The organism is Ruegeria sp. AL11, assembly GCF_056540865.1.
Window position 1 is genome coordinate 1 of sequence record NZ_JBQFXO010000007.1, and the last position, 20,101, is coordinate 20,101.

A 20,101-nucleotide genomic window follows, 5' to 3' on the forward strand; every position below is an offset into this window, starting at 1 on the left:
TCAAAGACAAATGATCCCGCAAAAAACCAGACAATAACGTCCGACCCTCAACTTCACCGCTCACAGACATGCCATTCACAGTCAGCGATATTTTCATCACATTTTCCTCCCTTAAATCTGTAGCTCAACCGCCCAAAACGCGCTTGAGCCAGCCTTTCTTTTCGGTTGCCTCTTCCGCTTGTTGTTCGGGTTCAGCTGCCGCTTCGTCGGCGGGGGCCTCAGGCTCGACCTCGACCGCACTTTGGAAATTCTGAAAGAACTGATCCGCCATTTTTTTGGCGAAACCGTCCACGACACGCCCGCCCAGTTGGGCCAGCTTGCCGCCCACGCGTGCATCAACATTGTAGGTCAGCAAGGTGCCTTCGGGGACGTCGGACAGCGTGACATCTGCTGCGCCCTTGGCAAAACCGGCGGCGCCGCCCTTGCCTTCGCCCGACAATTTCAGGCTTTCCCCGGACACCATGTCGGACAGTGTCACTTTCCCTTTGAACGTGGCTTTGACGGGGCCGACTTTCTGCACCACTGTGGCGTCGAACCCGTCCTCGGCGGTGCCGGTCATCTCCTGGCAGCCAGGGACGCATTCACGCAAAACATCTGCCGACAGCAGGGCATTCCAAACCTCGGACCGTGGCGCGGCTATTGTGCGGCTGTCATGTAACTCCATGTCACTCCTCCAGAGTTTTTTCCAACCTAGGGCGTCAGGGCCGCAATGCATATGCGACCTTGGGCGTAGTCAGCGCAGTTCGGGAGGGGTGTGCGTCAGCCCGTAATCCTCGAAGATTTTGGCGATGCGGCCATCCTGAAGTGCTGCATAGATCGCATCATCGACCGCATAGCTGAGGCCGCGATAGGCAAAATGAACGGCCACGCCGCTGGTCCAGGTGCTGACGGCAAAGCCGGGCAGCGGAGGGGTGTGGATATCCAGATCCGGGGTCAACCCGGCCTCTAGCTGGGCGCGGGGACCCATTGCGGCCATCGTTTCTCCTGCGGCCAGAGCCGCCATCGCTTGATCTGCGGTTGGGAACCGGCTGACATTCTGCGACAGTTGTCCGCCGGGAAAAGACGACAGGTAGAAATCGGCAATCGAATCGTTTTCGACCGCGACGGTGTCAAAACGGAAATAGGCCGGAACCGGGGGGTCTTCGGGATAAGCATCGCGGCGAAAGGCGATGGCGATTTCCTCGTCGTGATACTGACCGGTGAACACCACCTGTTCAACGCGGCAGGCAAATTCGCTGTCATAGGGAATGTGCAGCATGACATTGGCCACGCGCCCGTTGATCAGAGGACCTTTCCAGATCCAGTTGCGCAGATCGGCCTCTAGGTTTTCTCCTGCCGCGACCAGATTGAACCGGGGCTCGACCCCCAGATCCTGTGCGATCAGCTTGCCGATTTCGATGTCCACGCCCTGTATCTTGCCATCCTCCTCAAAGGACCAGGGCGCGAAGTCTTCGTAGGCAGCGAATTCGATATAGCCGCGCTCGACAATGGTATCGAGATCCGCGCCCACGATATCACGGCTGGCATTCTGGGGTTTGGGTTGGGGCACATGGTCTTCACACCTGGCCAGAGCCGACCCGGCGGACAGGGCGGCGACCAACAGGGAGAGAATGAAATGGCGTCCGATCATGTGCCCCAGTCTGCCGTTCTATTGCGCGGCAGACAATCCGATAGTCAGCTGTTCCGCCGCTTGTGCGAAATCCGGGGCCTCGCCCGAGATCAGCACCGCAGCGCGCAGGGCCACCGAGTCGGCCACAGGCGCGCCTGAGCCGGTTTCGATTGTACCCGCGATCTCGGTCAGTTCGGTTTGCAAGGCGGCTGTGTCCCCTTCCGCACCTTCTGCCATAGCAGCCAGCTCGTCGCGGATTTCCTTCAACCGGTCCGAATGATCGTCCAACGCGCCGTCATCGGGGCGGGTTTCGATATAGGTGCGGATGGCCCAGGCGGCTTTTTGGCCCAACAGATCACCAAAGGCGGGCATCTTGGTGATGCCGTTCTGGGTATAGCCTTCACGGAAGCGTTCGATGTACCATTCATCGCCGTATTCTTCGGCCTCGAGGTAGCGCAGGTCGGGGGCCAGGCCGCCCGATACGACGCCCAGACCGTGGCAGCGTGCGCAGTTCTGGTTGTAGCCGGAATCGCCGATTTCGATTGCAGCCTGCCAGACCTCTTCGCCCTGATCGCGATAGGGGTTCTCGATCAGCCATTCCTCGCTCACGTCGGGCAGGGCATCCGTATTTACCGGCTGGGGCGCGACATCTCCATGTGCCAGCGCCATTCCCGCTGTCACCGTAGCCGCAAGCGCCGCGCTGTAAAAACCAAGACGCATCTCATCCTCCTATTGAAGCTTTCCCCGGTCATAGCGCAGGCAAATTCATCGCGACATTCGACCTTGGTTGCAGATGGGCAAAATCTGCGACTAAGGTCGAATGGTTTTCCCATTTTCGACCGGCTTTTACTTTTAGGGCCGGGGAGGAGGCGCAGAATGTTCAGATTTTCTTTTGTTCTTGCAGCCTTGGCGCTGAAGGCTGGCGCTGCGCAGGCCGAGGTCGCGATTTCAGTGACCTATCTGCAGCAAGAGGTCGAGCGTCCTCCGGTGCTGTCCAACCTCGACCCGATTCCTGAAGACCTGGGCATGGCAGGGGCTGAGCTGGGTCTGGCCGACAATCTGACGACGGCGAAGTTCCTGGGTCACAAATATGATCTGACAGTGACCACGGTGCCCGAAGGTGGGGACTGGGTGCAAGCCGCGCGGCAGGCCTTGGCCAATGGTCCCTTTGTCATTCTGGACGCGCCTGCGCAAGCGCAGCTTGAGGTCGCCGATCTGCCCGAAGCGGCGGGTGCAGTGCTGTTTAACGCCTCGGCCCCCGATGTATCGCTGCGCGAGGCCGAGTGCCGCGCCAACCTGCTGCACACCTTGCCATCGGACGTGATGCGCACAGACGCTCTGGCGCAATTCCTCGTCAAACGCCGGTGGGACGAAATCGTGCTGATCGCGGGCGAGCATCCAGGGGATCAGGCCTTTGCCGAGGCGCTGAAACGGTCTCTGCAAAAGTTCCGTTTGGAGCTGCAAGCAGAAAAGACATGGGTGTTCGATGCCGATCTGCGGCGCAACGCAGCGCAGGAAGTGCCACTGTTTACGCAGGATTTCGGCGATTATGACGTGCTGCTTGTCGCCGATGAGTTGGACGATTTCGGCCGCTACATCCCTTACAACACATGGGAACCGCGCCCCGTTGCCGGGTCCGAAGGCTTGCAGCCCGTCACTTGGTCGCGCGTGGTTGAACAATGGGGCGCTGTGCAGATGCAAAACCGTTTTGCCGATCAGGCAGGGCGGGCTATGCGCCCCAAGGATTACGCCGCATGGGCGGCCTACCGGGCCTTGGGCGAGGCGGTGACGCGCACCCAATCCGACGATCCGGCGGTTCTGCGCGACTATATCCTGTCGGATGATTTCGAACTGGCCGGATTCAAAGGCCGCGCGATGAATTTCCGGGCTTGGAATGGCCAGTTGCGGCAGCCCATCCCTCTAGTCACGGATCGCGCCGTGGTGGCGATGGCCCCGCTCGAGGGTTTTCTGCATCAACGCACCGAACTGGACACGCTGGGTATTGATGAAGCCGAAAGCCAGTGTCAGGCATTTAAGGAGTAGTAGCGATGAGACTAGCAGCATTTCTGGCAGCAACCGCGCTCTGCGCTCCGGCCACTGCGGATGAGATCTGGATCAGCAATGAAAAGGACGACACGCTCAGCGTGATCGACATCGAAACGCTTGAGGTGATCCGCATGATTGAGACCGGCGAACGCCCGCGTGGGATAACGTTTTCCAAGGACTACTCGGTTTTGTATATCTGCGCGTCCGACAGTGACTCAGTTCAGGTGATGGACCCCGAGACCGGCGAGATTCTGCATGACCTACCTTCGGGCGAGGACCCCGAGCAGTTTGTGCTGCACCCCAATGACAAGCACCTTTATATCGCCAACGAGGATGACGCGATCACCACAGTGGTGGATACGGAATCGCGCACGGTGATTGCGCAGATCGACGTGGGGATCGAACCCGAAGGGATGGCCGTGTCGCCCGATGGCAAGATCGCCATTACCACGTCCGAGACCACCAACATGGCCCATTGGATCGACACCGAGACACAAGAGTTGTTCGCCAACACTCTCGTCGATTCCCGCCCGCGCCATGCCGAATTCCTGAAGGATGGGACCGAGCTGTGGGTCAGCTCGGAAATCGGCGGCACCATCACCGTGTTCGATGTGGAAACCCAGACCGAAAAGGCCAAGATCGAGTTCGAGGTCGAAGGCGTCCACCCTGACCGGGTGCAGCCCGTGGGGTTTGAGCTGTCCAACGGCGATGAGACAGCCTTTGTCGCGCTGGGACCGTCGAACCATGTGGCGGCCGTGAATGCCGAAACCTATGAGGTTGAAGACTACATCCTCGTGGGCCGCCGCGTCTGGCATATGGATTTCAACGCCGACAAGTCGCTGCTGTTCACTACCAACGGCGTGTCTGGCGATGTGACCGTGATCGATGTGGCCAAGCGCGAACCGATCAAGACGATCAAGGTTGGGCGTTTCCCCTGGGGCGCGGCCTTCCGTCCGACCAACTGACGAGATTGAGGAGACTATAGAGATGAAGCGACTGATATGCGTGGCCGCGATGTTGGCTATGGCTTTGCCTGCTGCGGCTTTGGCTGACGATGATGATGACGACGGCTTTGGTCTGGCCGGAATTCTGTCGGCCAAGAACAAGGAAGACCTGCCTCCGATTACTCTCTCCGCCGGTGTGCCCTTGGCCGAGGCCCCGTGGGTGCTGAAATCCGGCACCTATTATGAGTTCGAAATTCAGGGCGACGGCAGTCAGGAACTGGCTCTGGTCGGGCCAGAGTTCTTCCGCGCGATCTGGGTGGATGAGATCGTTGTCGAAGGGTTGGAAATCAGACCTCTGGGCGTCGATTCCGTTGAGTTTGACGAGGCGGGCGAGATGGAAATAGGCTTTGTCGCGATCAAGCCGGGCAGCTACTATCTGAAAGTGCCGGGCAGCACCGGCGAAACGCAGCGGCTGGAGATTACCATTAAGTGACAGGGCTTTCGGTCCGCAATGTCAGCTACGCCTATGGCGACAAACGCGCCCTTGATGACGTGAGCTTTCACGTCCCGCAGGGCGCGTTTTGCGCGTTGCTGGGGCCCAATGGAGCAGGGAAATCGACGCTGTTTTCCCTGCTGACTCGCCTGTTCACCACCGCGCAGGGGGTGATTGAGGTGGCGGGGTTCGATATCTCGAAACAGCCCCGTCAGGCTTTGGCGCAGATCGGGGTGGTGTTCCAGCAGCCGACGCTGGATCTGGACCTGACGGTTTATCGCAACCTCAGCTATTTCGCCGCTTTGCATGGCCTGTCAGGCCGCACAGCCGAGACCCGCATCGCCGCCGCTTTGGAACGTCTGGAAATGGCCGAACGCGCAAGCGAACGCACCCGCGATCTGAATGGCGGCCACCGCAGACGGCTGGAGATTGCGCGTTGCCTGATCCACGCGCCCTCGGTCCTGTTGCTGGACGAACCGACGGTGGGGCTGGATGCCGCCGCGCGAAGTGCCATCACCCAACATGTGCATGATCTGTCAGCACAGGATGGGCTGACCGTGTTATGGGCCACCCATCTGACCGATGAGATCACCCCCGACGATCAGCTTGCAATCCTGCATCGGGGGAAGATGCTGACACAAGGCACCTGCCGCGACATCACCGGCGACAAACCCCTGCAACAGGTGTTCCTGTCGATGACCGGGGCCTCCGCATGACCGGCGCGCTGATCGCCCTGCGCGCGATCTTGATCCGCGAGGCGCTGCGCTTTATCCGCCAGCGCAGCCGGTTCATCGCCGCGTTGGTACGCCCACTGGTCTGGCTGGTTGTCTTTGCCGCCGGGTTCCGCGCGGCATTGGGCCTGTCGATCACGCCGCCCTATCAGACCTACATAACCTATGAGATCTACATCGTGCCGGGCCTATGCGGCATGATCATGCTGTTCAACGGCATGCAAAGCTCCCTCAGCCTTGTTTATGACCGCGAGATGGGGTCGATGCGGTTGCTACTGACCAGCCCTCTGCCGCGATGGTGGCTGTTGTTCTGCCGCCTGCTGGCCAGCACCACGATCTCGATCCTGCAGGTCTATACGTTTCTGGCGGTGGCCGCGATCTACGGGATTGATATGCCGTGGTACGGATATCTGTGCGTCTTTCCTGCGCTGATCATTGCCGGGCTGATGCTCGGCGCTCTCGGTCTAGCGCTGTCCTCGGCCATCAAACAGCTTGAGAATTTTGCGGGGGTGATGAATTTTGTCATCTTCCCGATGTTCTTCTTGTCCTCGGCGCTCTATCCGCTGTGGAAGATGGCCGAAAGCTCGGCCCTGCTGCGTGATATCTGCGCGCTCAACCCTTTTACCCATGCGGTCGAACTGATCCGATTTGCGCTCTATGGTCAGTTCAACGGCCCGGCCCTTGGCTGGACCATCCTTGCCGGTCTGGCCTTCCTGGGCCTTGCGCTTTGGGGTTATGACCCGGCCCGCGGGATCAAACGCCGCGGTCGCTGAGCCGTCTACGACTATGGCAGAGGTGAAATGCGCCCCCCGATACGCTAGGATGCCTTTCAAACGGAGGGTTCTTTCATGATCCGTATCGCAATTGCATTACTGTTTCTGGGCACAGCCGCCTCGGCTCAGACGGTCGAGGATGAGTTCGGCACGCTTAACCCGCAGGACACGGGCTTTGGCCGCGTCATGAGCAATATTGACAATGGCGTCACCGATATGACGACCTGCGCAACCGGTTACTACATCACCAAGTCCGGCCGTCACGAGATGGCGCGCAAGCTGTTCGAAAGTTGCGCCAATGCCGGGTATACCGGCGCGATGACATGGATGGGGCAGCTAGACAATAACGGGTTGGGCGGAGACTACGATCCTGATGCCGCCGCCGCCTGGGACAAACGCGCCGCTGATCTGGGCGATCCGGTGGGCAAGTTCAACTACGGCCTCAACCTGCTACGCGGCCACGGGGTGGCGCAAGACCCCGAGCTAGGCCGCGCCTATGTGGATGAAGCCGCAAGCGACGGCCTGAAGATCGCCAAACGTCTGCAAGAGTCTGGCTATGATCCGAACGAGGTCACGCCGGACGCAGATGAGTGGAAATACGCGCCACTATTCTGAGCTGGGTGCGCTGGAGTAGCCGAACACTGGAAAAGGCACGGGCGCCCGATGGTGCAAGGTTGCCCAAATCGCAACCAACCTCTGATCAGTCTATCACGACCTTAGGCAGCCAGTGACTATCGGGATCGGCCTCGTGGATGTCTGCCTCGGATACGGGCCTCATATCTCCGTCTTCGGGTGGGGCCGATAGGATGCCCATATCCATTTCGTGCAACTGTCCGATCAGGCGGTCGCCATCGCGTTGCAGGCGGTAGTAGACCCCGTTCCACATATCAATGCCGTATTCGGTGGCGCCCTTGTGGATAAACAGCAGGTCGTATTCCAGATCGGTCAGATTGCCGTCCGAGACCTCGCGCCTTAGAGCATAAGGGTAGGGGACATGGCACCAGTGTTTGTCCGCCCCCTCAAGACAGCGAAACGGGCGCATGGACAGGAAATGGTCTGCGAAGGGGCCCGCGCTCAGGTCGATTTGATAGGCTTTGGCGTCGCCCTTGGGTTCGAAAGTCACGTTTCCGATCAACAGCTTGTTGCCTTCTCCATCGACCAGAGAAATGGCCTTCTGCCCCGACAGAGGATCGGCCAGCGCAGGCTGCGCGTAGATCAAAACCGCAGGGATAAACCAAGTGAAAAGCCGCCGCATCATCGCCTCGCGCATCAAAAAAGATGGCTCAACCTAGTTGAAATCGGGTGATAGCGCCCTACGACCAATGTGCAATTCCAACACCGGTGCCTGCCTGCGAATAATACTCTCGCCAACAATCCCGACGCGTCGGAGATTCGGCGTGGAGGAAAGACATAAGTCTAGGGAGGATACCGATGAACCGGTTTATCATGGCCGCAGCTGCGAGCATTGTCGCAACCGGCGCAGCCTATGCAGAAGTTACCGAAGACGATCTGGCCAATGACCAAACGATCACAACTCAGGTTGTGACCAATGGTATGGGGCGGCATTTGCAGCGCTACAGCCCGCTGGACATGCTGAACAAGGACAACGTCAAGAACCTGCTTCCGGCCTGGGCCTTCAGTCTTGGCGGAGAAAAGCAGCGCGGGCAGGAAACCCAGCCGCTGATCTATGACGGGATGATGTATATCACCGGGTCGTATTCACGCCTCTATGCAATTGATCTGGAGACCGGCAAAGAGGTCTGGCAATACGATGCCCGCCTGCCCGAAGGCATTCTGCCCTGCTGTGACGTGGTCAACCGAGGAGCCGCCATCTATGGCGACAAGGTCATTTTCGGCACGCTGGACGCACGGATCGTGGCGCTGAACAAGGACACGGGCGATGTGGTCTGGCGTGACAAGATTGCTGACTACAAGGCGGGATATTCCTATACGGCTGCCCCGCTGATCGTTGATGGCCTTGTCATTACCGGCAACTCGGGCGGTGAGTTTGGCATCGTTGGCGCGGTTCAGGCCCGGGACGTCAATACCGGCGATCTGGTCTGGGAACGCCCCGTGATCGAAGGGCACATGGGCACGCTGAATGGCGAAGAAAGCACCATGACCGGAGAGCTGAACGCAACCTGGCCCGGTGACATGTGGAAAACCGGCGGCGGCGCGACCTGGTTGGGCGGCTCTTACGACGCTGACACCGATACGCTGGTCTTCGGCGCAGGCAATCCGGCCCCGTGGAACAGCTGGCTGCGCAATGCGGGCACCCCCACCGAAGGCAACAAGGGCGACAACCTCTATGCCGCCAGCCGCATCGGGATCGATCCCAAAACCGGCGAGATCAAGTGGCATTTTCAAACCACCCCGCGTGAAGGCTGGGACTATGACGGTGTGAACGAAGTGGTTGCCTATACCGACCGCGAGGGCAACCAGCGCTACGCCACTGCCGACCGGAACGGGTACTTCTATGTTCTGAACCGTGAGGATGGTGGGTTCGTCTCGGCGACACCTTTCGTCAAGGACATCACATGGGCCGACGGAATTGATGAGACCGGACGTCCGATCTTTGTCGAAAATAATCGCCCCGGTGATCCAGCCGCTGCGGCTGATGGCAACAAGGGTGAGGTCATCTTTGCCTCGCCGTCGTTCCTAGGTGGCAAGAACTGGATGCCAATGTCGTTCTCGCAGAATACCGGTAATTTCTACGTGCCTTCGAACGAATGGGGCATGGATATCTGGAATGAGCCGATCACCTACAAAAAAGGTGCCGCCTATCTGGGCGCGGGCTTTACCATCAAGCCGAACTACGAAGATCACATCGGCTCGCTCAAGGCCATCGACCCCGATACCGGCGAGTGGAAGTGGGAATTTAAGAACGACGCTCCGCTGTGGTCGGGTGTGATGACCACGGCTGGTGGCCTGGTGTTCTTCGGCACCCCCGAGGGCGAATTCATCGCGCTCGATGACGAAACCGGTGAGAAACTGTGGTCGTTCCAGACCGGTTCCGGCATCGTCGGTCAACCTGTGACCTGGGAACAGGATGGCGAGCAATATGTCTCGATCATCTCCGGCTGGGGCGGTGCGGTTCCGCTGTGGGGCGGCGAAGTGGCCAAGAAGGTCAACTACCTGAACCAGGGCGGTACCTTGTGGACCTTCCGCCTGCCGAAAGAGCTGGCCTCGGCGAACTGAGGCGGGTTCTGAACCTAAAGAGCGCGCGCTCGGTATCCGGGCGCGCGTTTTCTTTGGTCTACGACCTTCCGCCAGTAGGCGTATGCTGACGGTGTTGCTAGACTCAGAGCAAAGAGAGTTTCAATGCAAAGGCGACCTTGATGCTTGCAGAACCCGCCAGACAGACCGACTTTGAGAATGTTCTGATTGTCGACGATCACCCGCTGTTCTGCGACGCCTTGTCGATGACCCTGCGCAGCGTGGCCGAGATCGGCGAAATTCACACCGCAGACCGTTTGGAAAACGCTATGGAGCTGGTGGCCAAAGGGCTGAAACCGGATGCGGTGATGCTGGACCTGAACCTGCCGGATGTGGATGGCCTGGATGGTCTGGTGCGCTTGAAATCCGCGGCGGATGCGCCGGTGATTGTTGTGTCCTCGTTGACCGACAACCGTGTGATCAGTCAAGTGATCAAGGCAGGAGCATCGGGATACGTGCCCAAGCATAGCCAGCGCGATGTGTTCCGCACCGCGTTCGAGACGGTGCATGCGGGGGGGATTTTTGTCCCCGATGGCTGCGTTCTGATCGAAGATGAGGAAGAGGATGAACATAGCGATGCGGTTAACCGGCTTGCCGCGCTGACCAATCAACAGGGCCGCATTCTGCAACTGATCTGCGAGGGCAAGTTGAACAAGCAGATCGCCTATGACCTGTCGATTGCCGAAACAACGGTTAAGGCGCATGTCACTGCAATCATGCGGAAACTTGGCGTTCAAAGCCGCACTCAGGCGGTTCTGATTGCCAAGAAAGCATCGTTTGCCAGCGTATTGCAAGAATAGGGTCAGATACTCTAACCTCTCAGCAATCGTCGGGCTTTAGGGAGGAGTCGCGATGAACCAAGCATTCGGATGGGCCAGCGCCCAGTCCGTCAGGCCAGGCATCGTAAAGACGGCATTTGCGGAATGCAGCGCCGATAACGCAGTCAGGGAACTGTCCAAGTCGTTGGGGGATGATCCCATGGCGCTGATCATTCTGTTTGTCAGCCCCAATGCCGATGCCGCGGCGGTGATCGCCGAGGCTGAACAGGAATTTGCGCCCACGATGGTGGTCGGATGCACCACCGCCGGAGAGCTTGCCGAAGGTGGCTATAACGAGGATCAGATCGTCGCACTTGCCTTGCCGCGCTCACATTTTGAAACGCGCACCATTCTGTTGCCGGACCTGAATGATTTCTGTGCGCAAGACATCATTGCCGAAATGATCCATAACCGAACCGCAATGACGCGCAGCTTTCCCGCTTGGGAAAACGAATTCACCTTCTTGATGATCGACGGCTTGTCCACCAAAGAAGACGAGCTGACATCCGAGCTGGCGATGGGGTTGGGGCCGGTGCCTCTGTTCGGTGGGTCTGCCGGCGACGGGACCGAGTTCGGCCATACCTATGTTCTGCATGGATCACAGGCGTTGGAGAACGCGGCCATTTTGGTGCAGGTGCGAACCTCGTGCCCGATCAAGGTGTTCAAGACAGATCATCTTGTTCCCGCCGCGCAGCGTATGGTCGTGACCAAAGCCGACCCCGCCAACCGCATCGTTCAGGAAATCAACGCAGAACCCGCAGCGCGGGAATATGCGCGCATCCTTGGCAAAGACCCCGAACAGCTGACCCCCTTTACCTTCGCGGCTCATCCGGTCGTCGTCCAGATCGGAGGTCAACATCATGTACGGGCCATTCAACAGGTTGCGGGTAATGGCGATCTGGTGTTCTTTTCGGCCATTGATGAGGGGCTGGTTCTGACCCTAGCCGAACCGCGCGACATGACGGTGCATCTGCAGGAAGAGATCGCGGCGCTGAACGAAAAGCAAAAGCCCGACACGATCCTGGCCTGCGACTGTATCCTGCGGAGGCTCGAGGCGCAGGAGAAACAGAAAACGCACGAAATCTCGCGCATTCTGTCGGACAATCATGTGGTCGGATTCTCGACCTATGGTGAGCAGTTCAACTCGATCCACGTCAATCAGACGATGACCGGGGTGGCGATCTACCCGCCCAGGGACGACTAGCGGATGATCGAGCATCTGACCGACCCGCTGGATCCGATCGAACGCCAGAATGAAAAACTGCTGAAGATCGTCGAGGCGCTGATGCGTCGGGTCGAGGAATCTACCGATGCCTCGGGTGCTGCTTATGCGCAATTCCAGCGCGCCGCCGTGTTGGAACAAGAGATCCGCACCCGCACGGATGATCTGGAGCGCGCTCTGGACCTTCTGAACGCGTCCAACGCGCAATTGGCCAAGGCCAATGAGGAAACCGAAGCTGCTCGGTCCGATTTGGCGAACGCGATCGAGGCGGTGCAGGATGGCTTTGCCTTGTTTGGGCGCGATGAAAAACTGGTGCTTTGCAACAGTCGCTTTGGGTTGCATATGCCCGATATCCAAGGTCGGCTGAAGCCAGGTCTGCGCTTTACAGAATATGTCGATCTCGTGAGCCGGTCGAGCTCTCTGCTGCTGCCGGAAGGGGTTGCACCTGTGGACTGGGCCGAGCTTCGATTGACGCGTCATGCGGATGACCATGTGGTGTTCAATGTGGGCCTGAGCGGCAATCGCTGGATGCAGGTCTCGGAGCATCGCACGAAGGACGCAGGCACAGTTATCCTGCAGACGGATGTGACCGATATCATGCGGGTCGAGCGGCTAGAACGCGACCGCATTCTGGATGACAAATCTCGCCTGATCCGCGCCACACTGGAACATATCGATCAGGGCGTTTGTATCTTCGACAACAAGCACCGTTTAATTGGTTGGAACAACCGGGCCAGTGAGCTGCTGGCGATCCCGGTTGGGCAATTCCAAATGGGCACGCAATTTGAAACGCTCTATGATCGGCTAGGTTGGAACATGAGTTTCCAACCGGGGATGAGCTGGGGTGATTTGTCCGACTGGACCAAGCGGGCCACCTCTCGGCGGCCCTTGCGGTTTCAGTTACATCGGGGGCGGTCGAAAATCCTGTCTGTCTTTGCGCAGGAAATGCCCGACAAGGGCTATGTGATTTCTTTTACCGATGTAACGGCGGAACGAAAATCGGCGCAAGCGCTTCAGGACGCCAAGGAATTGCTGGAAAAGCGGGTTGAAGCGCGCACCGTTGAACTGGCCGACGCGCTGGGCGAGGCGGAACGGGCCAATGCGTCAAAGTCCCGCTTTGTTGCCGCTGCAAGTCATGATCTGTTGCAACCTTTGTCCGCCGCCAAGCTTTATGTGGCTTCGCTGAAAAACGGGTTGGATCAGTCGGAAACGCATGATGTGGCCACAAAGGCGGAAAGTGCGCTAAACAGCGTGGAACATATCCTTGAAGCGCTACTGGATATTTCGAAGCTGGATTCCGGTAGCGCGACGGTCCACCTCTCGACCGTGTCGGTTGGTGATATGTTCAAGCAGATGGAGGACGCTTTCCGCCCGGTTGCACAGGCCAAAGGATTGGAATTACGGGTGGTGCCGACCAGCGCGCTTGTGGCCAGTGATGCCAGCTACTTGCGGCGCATCCTTCAGAACCTCTTGTCCAACGCAATCCGCTATACCGACACCGGCAAGGTTCTGGTTGGGGTGAAGCGTCGCAAAACCCGCGTGTCGATTGAGGTGCTGGATACCGGAATAGGCATCGCCGCCGATCAACGCGACATGGTTTTTCAGGAATTCAAGCGGGTGCAATCCGACGCGAGCGCCGCCGAAGGCATGGGCCTTGGTCTCGCCATCGTCGAGCGCGCCTGCGGGTTGCTCAACCACCCGATTCATCTGCGCTCCGAGTTGGGAAAAGGCACGGTGTTCTCCGTCGAAATCCCTGTGGTACTGGACCAAGGGCAGTTCAGCGAAGGCCGCCCCGCGGCTGCCGACAGGAAAACGGGTCAACTGGCCGACATGATCGTTTTGCTGATTGAAAATGACGTAAATCTCAGAAATGCACTGACTCTGACGCTCGAGTCCTGGGGCGTTCACGTGCTGGAATGTGGTAGTGAGGATCAGGCCGTGGACCTGCTGCGCGAGATCGGTATCACACCCGATGCGATAGTAGCGGACTACCAGCTGGATAACGGAAAAACCGGGACTGAGGCAGTGCGTCGGATCAGAGCGGAATTCAGCGATGTGCCCGCCTGCATCATCTCGGCCAACCGCTCTCCTGAAACGGCGGAAGAGTGCCAGTCGAACGGGCTAGAGTTAATCCACAAGCCAATTGACGCCAAGGAGCTTAGACATCAGTTGGTCAGTTTGATTTCGAGTTGATCTTTGTGCAGGTCCGCGCGAACCGTGGCTGCTGGATCTTGACTTTGATGTTGTTGAAGACTGACCCGCGCGGAACGAAGGACAAATGGGTCGACGAATGCTGAGCCGGTTTGATCATGGGGTGTGATGCCTTGCGTAGTGCGAATTGTCGTTCCCTAAGATCGGGTATTCTGGCGCGGTTTTCTTTTGGTAATTACCATTTAATAAAATATCGAGTAAGGTAAGATCTATTGATTGTTTCTACGTGTCTCACTAGGGTGCGCGCCATGACCCAGACAACGAAAACAATCGGCACGACCTGCTATCGCCATCTCAGCAATGAAGGGCTGGAAACCGCCCGGTTCGATGATGAAACCTTCCTGCGGGTGTCGTCCGAGGCTGTCAGCAATTTGACCTCAGCCGCCTTTACGGATGTCTCGCATCTGTTGCGCCCCAGCCATCTTGCCCAGCTACGCGAGATTCTCGATGACACGGATGCCTCGGCCAACGATCACTACGTGGCACTGGAGTTGCTGAAGAACGCTGTGATCTCGGCCGAGCGAGAATTCCCGAGCTGTCAGGACACCGGAACGGCGATCATTCACGGTAAGAAGGGCCAGAACGTTCTGGTCCAGGGCGATCTGCACGCGGCGGTCGAGCAGGGGGTCAAGGACACTTGGGAAACGCGCAACTTGCGCTTTTCGCAAATGGCCCCTCTCAGTATGTACCGCGAACAGAACACCGGCACCAACCTGCCTGCGCAGATCGACATCGAGGCGCTCAGCGGGGATGCTCTGGAGTTCCTGTTCATGGCCAAAGGGGGTGGCTCGGCCAACAAGACGTTTTTGTTCCAGGAAACAAGGCGATTGCTGGAACCCGAGCGGATACTTGCATTCTTTGATGAGAAGATACGGACCTTGGGTACAACGGCCTGCCCGCCATACCATCTAGCCATTGTCATTGGGGGGCTGTCGGCCGAACACTGTCTGAAAATGGTCAAAAAAGCCTCGGCCAAGGAATTGGATGACCTTCCTACGACTGGCAGCCCCGATGGGCGTGCCTTTCGCGATCTGGAGCTTGAGGCGCAGATATTGGAGTTGACCCGCAACATGTCGCTGGGCGCTCAGTTTGGCGGGAAATACTTCTGTCATGACGTGCGCGTCATTCGCCTGCCGCGTCACGGAGGAAGCCTGCCGGTTGGCATGGGTGTCAGCTGTTCGGCGGATCGCCAGATCAAGGGGCGGATCGACCGGGATGGGATCTGGGTCGAGCAGTTGGAACATGACCCGGCTCGGTTCCTGCCTGCGCAGGATGTCGCGGCGCAATCCGCAACCCGGATCAACCTGGACCAGCCGATGGATGATATCTGTGCTGAATTGTCCAAGCTGTCCGTCTCCAGCCCGGTTTTGCTGTCCGGCACCATGATTGTCGCGCGCGATCTGGTGCATGCCGAATTGGCCCGGATGATCCGAAAGGGTCAGGAGCTGCCGGACTACATCCGCGATCACCCGGTCTACTACGCGGGCCCGGCCAAGACGCCCGAAGGGTATACCTCAGGCTCGTTCGGGCCAACCACAGCCGCGCGGATGGACCCCTATGTGCCGGAACTGCAGGCGCTGGGCGCGTCCCGCGTGATGATCGCCAAGGGCAATCGTGCGCCCTCGGTCGTGCGAAGCTGCAAGGAGCATGGTGGGTTCTTCCTGGGCTCGGTCGGTGGGGCGGCGGCAGTTTTGGGCAAGGACGTCATCAAGAACATCGAAACGCTGGATTTTCCCAACTTCGGGATGGAGGCCGTCTTTCGCATAAAAGTCGTGGATTTCCCGGCGTTTGTGATTATTGACGACAAGGGAGGAGACTTCTTTACCCGCAAACCCGCCTTCTAGCGCACAGGAGCCGCAATGCCGCCGACCTCGGACAAGATTACCCTGCGCCAGTTGCAGATATTTCTGGTGGCGATCGAGACGCGCAGCTTTGTGCGCGCGGCTGAGCGCCTGTCGCTGTCCCCGCCTGCGGTGTCGATGCAGATGAGCCGGTTGAGCGAGGAATTCGGCGCGCCGCTGTTCGAGAAATCCGGCCGTTCGGTGATCCCGACTGAGGTTGCCACCGCTTTGGTGCCGTACGCTGAGCGCATGACCGAAACGCTGGCCGAGGCGGTAGATGTTGTGCAGATCATGCAGGGCAAGCTGGACCACCGGGTTCGGGTGGCCATGGTGACCACTGCGCGAAATTTCGGCCCACATCTGCTAGCGCAATTTCAGCAGGAACACCCGGAATGCGATCTGCATTTCAAAATCGCCAACCGGCGCAGTGTGATCGAGATGCTGGATACAGATCAAATCGACCTTGCGCTCATGGGACGCCCGCCGCGCCGGATAGAGACAACGGCACATCAATTCGCCAAACACCCCTATGTGTTGATCGGCCATCCGGATCATCCGCTGGTGCGCTCCAGCCGCATCCGACGTTCGGACTTACCGCACCATCAGTTCATCGTCCGCGAGCGGGGGTCGGGCACGCGAATGGTGCACGAGTTCTTTTTCTCGGACTCGGGCCTGCCGCAGCCCAAGGCGCAGGAAATGGACAGCAATGCCAACATCAAACAGGCGGTCATGGCGAATATGGGGCTGGCCTTCATCTCGGCGCACACGATCGCGCTGGAGGCGATGGCCGGAAAACTGAAGATCCTAAACGTCGAAGGCATGCCCGAATATCGTGATTGGTTCGTTCTGCATATGCGCAACAAACCGCTGCGTCCGGCGGCGCGGTCCTTTCGGGATTTCGTGGATCAGAAAGGCCCGGCCTTCATGGAGGATTTCTTCAAAGACGCCGGGATTGCAACATAGATTGCGCCCGCGCAACGATGGGCGGGTCGATCATTTTGCCATCCAGCATGACGGCGCCCAGCCCCTGCTGAGTGGCCCGATCAAACGCCTCGACCACGCGGGTTGCCTGTTCGATCTCGGAGGCGCTGGGCGTGAAAAAAGCGTTGACGATTTCGACCTGACGCGGATGGATGCACAGGACAGCGTCAAAACCAATTTTGCGCCCAAGGTCGACGCAGCTGCGGAAACTGTCCATATCGTGGATCTCGGCAATGCTGCCCGGTAGGCCGATGGCCTTCAGGCCACCCGCTTTGGCCGCATGGATCAAAGACTGCGCCGGGCCTTTCAACGCCTCGACTGAGGGCGCATGGCCGCAATCGGTCGAGAAGTCCTCAGTCCCGAATGCAAGTGCGGTCAGCCGGGGGGTCGCTTTCACGATACGCGCGGCGTTCATCAGCCCTTGGGCTGTTTCGATCAAGGCAATCAGTTTGATATGACCCTCGGGAAGTTTGGCCTGTCGCTCCAGCATCGACAGATAGTCAGCCACCAGACGCAGGTGATCCGCCCCGATGACCTTGGGCAGCATGATTGCGTCAACGCTAGGCAGGATGGCAGCCTCAAGATCGCGGACGCATTCGCCCAGATCGGCATTGACCCGTATCACAACCGACACATCACGGGCGGTCAGCACAGAGACCGCCTCTGCCAACCCATCCCGCGCGGCCTGTTTGCGGTCGCGCGGGACGCTGTCCTCAAGGTCCAGCAGGATCGCATCCGCGCCCCGTTCATGCGCGCGGGCAATCAGCTCCGGTCGATGTGCCGGAGTGAACAGGTAGGACCGGATCATGCGGCAGCGGTCTCGGCGAATTCGGACCGAATGGTATCGGTATGTTCGCCAAGCGCGGGCACACGGCCAAAGCGCGGTGTTTCCGGATCAAAGCTGTGGCGCACGGGGGCTGCAACCAGATGCGCCTCATCCCCGTTTTCCAGCGTGACCGGCGTGCGGCGCAGCTGCGGGTGTTCGACAAAGGTGCTGACCGAGTTCACAGCCCCATAAGCGATGGCTGCCGCGAACAACTTGCCTTCCAACTCGGCCCGGCTGTGGCGGGCAAAGAACCCGGCCACGATGGCATCCAGTTCGGCGCGGTTAGCAACCCGCTGGGCCGCATCGCAGAACCGTGGGTCGGTGGCCAATTCGGGCTGCCCGATGACATCGGCGCAGAGGCGTTTCCACTCGCGTTCGTTCTGGATCGAGATCGCCAGAACCTCATCATCTTTGGTGGCAAACCCACCATAAGGCGCGATGGACGGGTGATGCAGGCCAACTGGCTGCGGCGCTTTACCCGCATAAACCGTATGCATCAAAGGCACGGTCATCCAATCGGCGGCCGTGTCGAACAGGGACAGCTTCACCGCGCTGCCCTTGCCGCTGATGCTGCGCGCGATCAGTGCCTTCTGGATGCCTATGATCGCATTCATGCTGGCGCCGATATCGCAGACCGAAACGCCAATCCGACCGGGATGGCCGGGCGCTCCGTTGACCGAGACCAGCCCGCTTTCGCATTGCACCAGAAAGTCATAGGCCTTCATGTCGCTGTACCGTCCATCCTCGCCATATCCGCTGATATCGCAGGTGATCAGGCGCGGGGTCCGTTTGCGCAGGACATCCTCGCCAAACCCGGCGCGGGCAATGGCGCCGGGGGCGAGGTTCTGGATGAACACATCCGCCTCGTCCAGAATACGGTGCAGCAGAGCGGCATCCTCGGGGTGTTTTATATCTAGACACAGGCTTTCCTTGCCGTGATTAGCCCAGACGAAATAGGACGCCGAGCCTTTCACCGCACCGTCGTATTTGCGGGCGAAGTCTCCGGTGTCACGCTCGATCTTGATGACGCGAGCGCCGCCCTGGGCAAAGTGGCACGACGCGAGGGGGGCAGCGACGGCCTGTTCCAGAGATACGACCAGCAGGCCTTCATAGGGTTTGAGTTGGGTATCGGTCATGCGGCAGCTCGTGTGTTCAAAAGCGCAAGGGTGCGGTGCATTTCGTTGGCGACGATGGTCATGCCTTCGTCAAAGCCCATGCCGGGTTTGACCAGCACGCGGTCGGGGCGGGTGGCCATGGCGGCGTGCAGACAGGCGCGGGCCGAGATGTCGGTCTCGTTGCAGGTGCCGCCCTGATACGCCGCGACACCGTTGGCCTTACAATAAAGGACCGCGTCGACCGTATTGTGCAGCGATCCCAGATCGGGGGTCTTGATCTGGACCATGTCACAGCAATCGGCGTCGACGAAATCGACTACGTCCTGATAGGTGTTGCACCATTCGTCAGCCACGATTTTCACTTTGCTGCCAAGCGCCTGCAGAGACGCCCGGATGTCGCGCAGCAGGGTGATCTGCCCATCTTTTGAACCCGCATCGGCCGGCCCTTCGATATAAAGATCAAAAGGGGCGGCGCGCTGTTCCAGCGTTGCCAGATAGTTGGCAATCTTCACCGCGTCATTGTCAAAGATCATGCCCACCGTACCGTAGACGTCGATATGCAGAACCGGATGATAGCTCTCATCCGTGCGCAAAGCTTGAATGCGGCGCGACAGCCATGTGACGTATTCGGCCAGTTTCCCGCCTGTCTGGCCCAGTTTCTGCGGAATGTTGTTGATCAGGCCGTGGGGCAGGGCGTCGACTCGTTTCAGCACCATCTTGTCCACGGCCTCATAGCGGTTGTCGCCGCTCTGCCCGAACAGACGCAGAGGGGCCGCGATAGGTTCAAGCCCCCATTCGTCGCAGATGACCTCGAATTTCATCTTGCCCGAGGCGATCGACGCTGCCGACAGAAGCGCCTGCGACAGACCATAGCGCACGGCGGTGTGCAGAGGCTGGCCGTCAACGACAAGCTTGTCGAAGAACTCCGCGCTATCGTGAAAGCTGCGCACGTCATGCCCGATCAGCTGCGGCGTCAGATGTTCCTGTAGGAACGGAATGACGGAGGAGGCCAGAAACAGCGGATCGCGCCCGGCCGCACCGGAATATTGCACGGCCGCGCAGTCGCCCTCGGCGATCTGGCCGTTTTCCAGCTCCAGCAGGATCGAGACACTTTCCCCATATTGCCGGACGCGGGCGAAGCCGTCGGTCAGGGCCCGCCCGCAATAGACAAACCCGTCCTGCTTGGCCCCCTGTTTGATCGCTGCCTGATCGTCGAAATAGTACGAGGCCAGCCCCGGCGCGAAAACAACGTTCTTGATCTTCATGACACTCTCT

Annotated in this window: 19 protein-coding genes and 1 pseudogene; 12 read left to right on the forward strand and 8 right to left on the reverse strand. The window is 59.1% G+C overall.

Features of this window, described 5'->3' with window-relative positions; genetic code table 11:
- The 4 genes and pseudogenes from ACR0IP_RS12300 to pedF form a co-directional block, all read right to left on the reverse strand.
- Positions 1 to 97: pseudogene (locus ACR0IP_RS12300) on the reverse strand ((2Fe-2S)-binding protein); the annotation flags it as partial.
- 27 nt (positions 98 to 124) lie between these two features.
- On the reverse strand, positions 125 to 664 hold the full coding sequence (locus ACR0IP_RS12305; RefSeq protein ID WP_480525817.1) for an SRPBCC family protein: 540 nt from the start codon (positions 662 to 664) through the stop codon (positions 125 to 127).
- Between the two features lie 69 nt (positions 665 to 733).
- Complete coding sequence (locus ACR0IP_RS12310; RefSeq protein WP_480525819.1) at positions 734 to 1,630, reverse strand: substrate-binding periplasmic protein; 897 nt, start codon at positions 1,628 to 1,630, stop codon at positions 734 to 736.
- Positions 1,631 to 1,648: 18 nt separating this feature from the next.
- A complete protein-coding gene (pedF, locus tag ACR0IP_RS12315; protein WP_170675949.1) occupies positions 1,649 to 2,329 on the reverse strand; it encodes a cytochrome c-550 PedF in 681 nt (226 codons plus the stop codon).
- Positions 2,330 to 2,485: 156 nt separating this feature from the next.
- Between pedF and ACR0IP_RS12320 the strand changes: the two genes are divergently transcribed.
- From ACR0IP_RS12320 to ACR0IP_RS12345, 6 genes are all read left to right on the forward strand, one after another.
- Entirely contained in the window at positions 2,486 to 3,652 is a 1,167-nt protein-coding gene (locus tag ACR0IP_RS12320) for an ABC transporter substrate-binding protein (RefSeq protein WP_480525821.1), read from the forward strand.
- Positions 3,653 to 3,657: 5 nt separating this feature from the next.
- Positions 3,658 to 4,620 (forward strand): YVTN family beta-propeller repeat protein, encoded by a 963-nt coding sequence (locus ACR0IP_RS12325; RefSeq protein WP_480525823.1) that lies wholly within the window; start codon positions 3,658 to 3,660, stop codon positions 4,618 to 4,620.
- Between the two features lie 22 nt (positions 4,621 to 4,642).
- On the forward strand, positions 4,643 to 5,092 hold the full coding sequence (locus ACR0IP_RS12330) for a hypothetical protein (protein WP_480525825.1): 450 nt from the start codon (positions 4,643 to 4,645) through the stop codon (positions 5,090 to 5,092).
- Complete coding sequence (locus tag ACR0IP_RS12335; RefSeq protein WP_170378665.1) at positions 5,089 to 5,808, forward strand: ABC transporter ATP-binding protein; 720 nt, start codon at positions 5,089 to 5,091, stop codon at positions 5,806 to 5,808. The genes ACR0IP_RS12330 and ACR0IP_RS12335 overlap by 4 nt, the downstream gene beginning before the upstream one ends.
- Complete coding sequence (locus ACR0IP_RS12340; protein ID WP_170378663.1) at positions 5,805 to 6,596, forward strand: ABC transporter permease; 792 nt, start codon at positions 5,805 to 5,807, stop codon at positions 6,594 to 6,596. The genes ACR0IP_RS12335 and ACR0IP_RS12340 overlap by 4 nt, the downstream gene beginning before the upstream one ends.
- Positions 6,597 to 6,671: 75 nt before the next feature.
- Entirely contained in the window at positions 6,672 to 7,211 is a 540-nt protein-coding gene (locus tag ACR0IP_RS12345) for a sel1 repeat family protein (RefSeq protein ID WP_170378662.1), read from the forward strand.
- A gap of 85 nt (positions 7,212 to 7,296) precedes the next feature.
- Here ACR0IP_RS12345 and ACR0IP_RS12350 read toward each other — a convergent pair whose 3' ends face one another.
- Positions 7,297 to 7,851, reverse strand: a complete 555-nt coding sequence (locus ACR0IP_RS12350) for a hypothetical protein (protein WP_480525828.1) — start codon at positions 7,849 to 7,851, stop codon at positions 7,297 to 7,299.
- A gap of 176 nt (positions 7,852 to 8,027) precedes the next feature.
- On the opposite strand from ACR0IP_RS12350, the gene ACR0IP_RS12355 reads away from it, so the two are divergent.
- From ACR0IP_RS12355 to ACR0IP_RS12380, 6 genes are all read left to right on the forward strand, one after another.
- Entirely contained in the window at positions 8,028 to 9,794 is a 1,767-nt protein-coding gene (locus ACR0IP_RS12355; RefSeq protein WP_170378658.1) for a PQQ-dependent methanol/ethanol family dehydrogenase, read from the forward strand.
- Between the two features lie 140 nt (positions 9,795 to 9,934).
- On the forward strand, positions 9,935 to 10,612 hold the full coding sequence (locus ACR0IP_RS12360; RefSeq protein WP_170378656.1) for a response regulator: 678 nt from the start codon (positions 9,935 to 9,937) through the stop codon (positions 10,610 to 10,612).
- A gap of 52 nt (positions 10,613 to 10,664) precedes the next feature.
- Positions 10,665 to 11,834, forward strand: a complete 1,170-nt coding sequence (locus ACR0IP_RS12365) for an FIST N-terminal domain-containing protein (RefSeq protein ID WP_480525830.1) — start codon at positions 10,665 to 10,667, stop codon at positions 11,832 to 11,834.
- A 3-nt stretch (positions 11,835 to 11,837) separates the two neighbouring features.
- Positions 11,838 to 14,045, forward strand: a complete 2,208-nt coding sequence (locus tag ACR0IP_RS12370) for a hybrid sensor histidine kinase/response regulator (protein WP_480525832.1) — start codon at positions 11,838 to 11,840, stop codon at positions 14,043 to 14,045.
- 266 nt (positions 14,046 to 14,311) lie between these two features.
- Positions 14,312 to 15,907, forward strand: a complete 1,596-nt coding sequence (locus tag ACR0IP_RS12375) for a FumA C-terminus/TtdB family hydratase beta subunit (RefSeq protein WP_480525834.1) — start codon at positions 14,312 to 14,314, stop codon at positions 15,905 to 15,907.
- 15 nt (positions 15,908 to 15,922) lie between these two features.
- Positions 15,923 to 16,867, forward strand: coding sequence for a LysR family transcriptional regulator (locus tag ACR0IP_RS12380; RefSeq protein ID WP_170689012.1), 945 nt, complete (start codon positions 15,923 to 15,925; stop codon positions 16,865 to 16,867).
- On the opposite strand, the gene ACR0IP_RS12385 is transcribed toward ACR0IP_RS12380, so the two are convergent.
- Genes ACR0IP_RS12385 through ACR0IP_RS12395 form a run of 3 tightly spaced genes read right to left on the reverse strand, consistent with a single transcriptional unit; the run spans position 16,842 to position 20,091 of the window.
- Positions 16,842 to 17,693: an HpcH/HpaI aldolase/citrate lyase family protein gene (locus tag ACR0IP_RS12385; protein WP_480525837.1), complete on the reverse strand. Its 852-nt coding sequence runs from the start codon at positions 17,691 to 17,693 to the stop codon at positions 16,842 to 16,844. The genes ACR0IP_RS12380 and ACR0IP_RS12385 overlap by 26 nt on opposite strands.
- On the reverse strand, positions 17,690 to 18,847 hold the full coding sequence (locus ACR0IP_RS12390; protein ID WP_480525838.1) for a CaiB/BaiF CoA transferase family protein: 1,158 nt from the start codon (positions 18,845 to 18,847) through the stop codon (positions 17,690 to 17,692). The genes ACR0IP_RS12385 and ACR0IP_RS12390 overlap by 4 nt, the downstream gene beginning before the upstream one ends.
- Positions 18,844 to 20,091 (reverse strand): methylaspartate ammonia-lyase, encoded by a 1,248-nt coding sequence (locus ACR0IP_RS12395; protein ID WP_480525840.1) that lies wholly within the window; start codon positions 20,089 to 20,091, stop codon positions 18,844 to 18,846. Before ACR0IP_RS12395 ends, ACR0IP_RS12390 begins: the two co-directional genes overlap by 4 nt.
- Between the last annotated feature and the right edge of the window lie 10 nt (positions 20,092 to 20,101).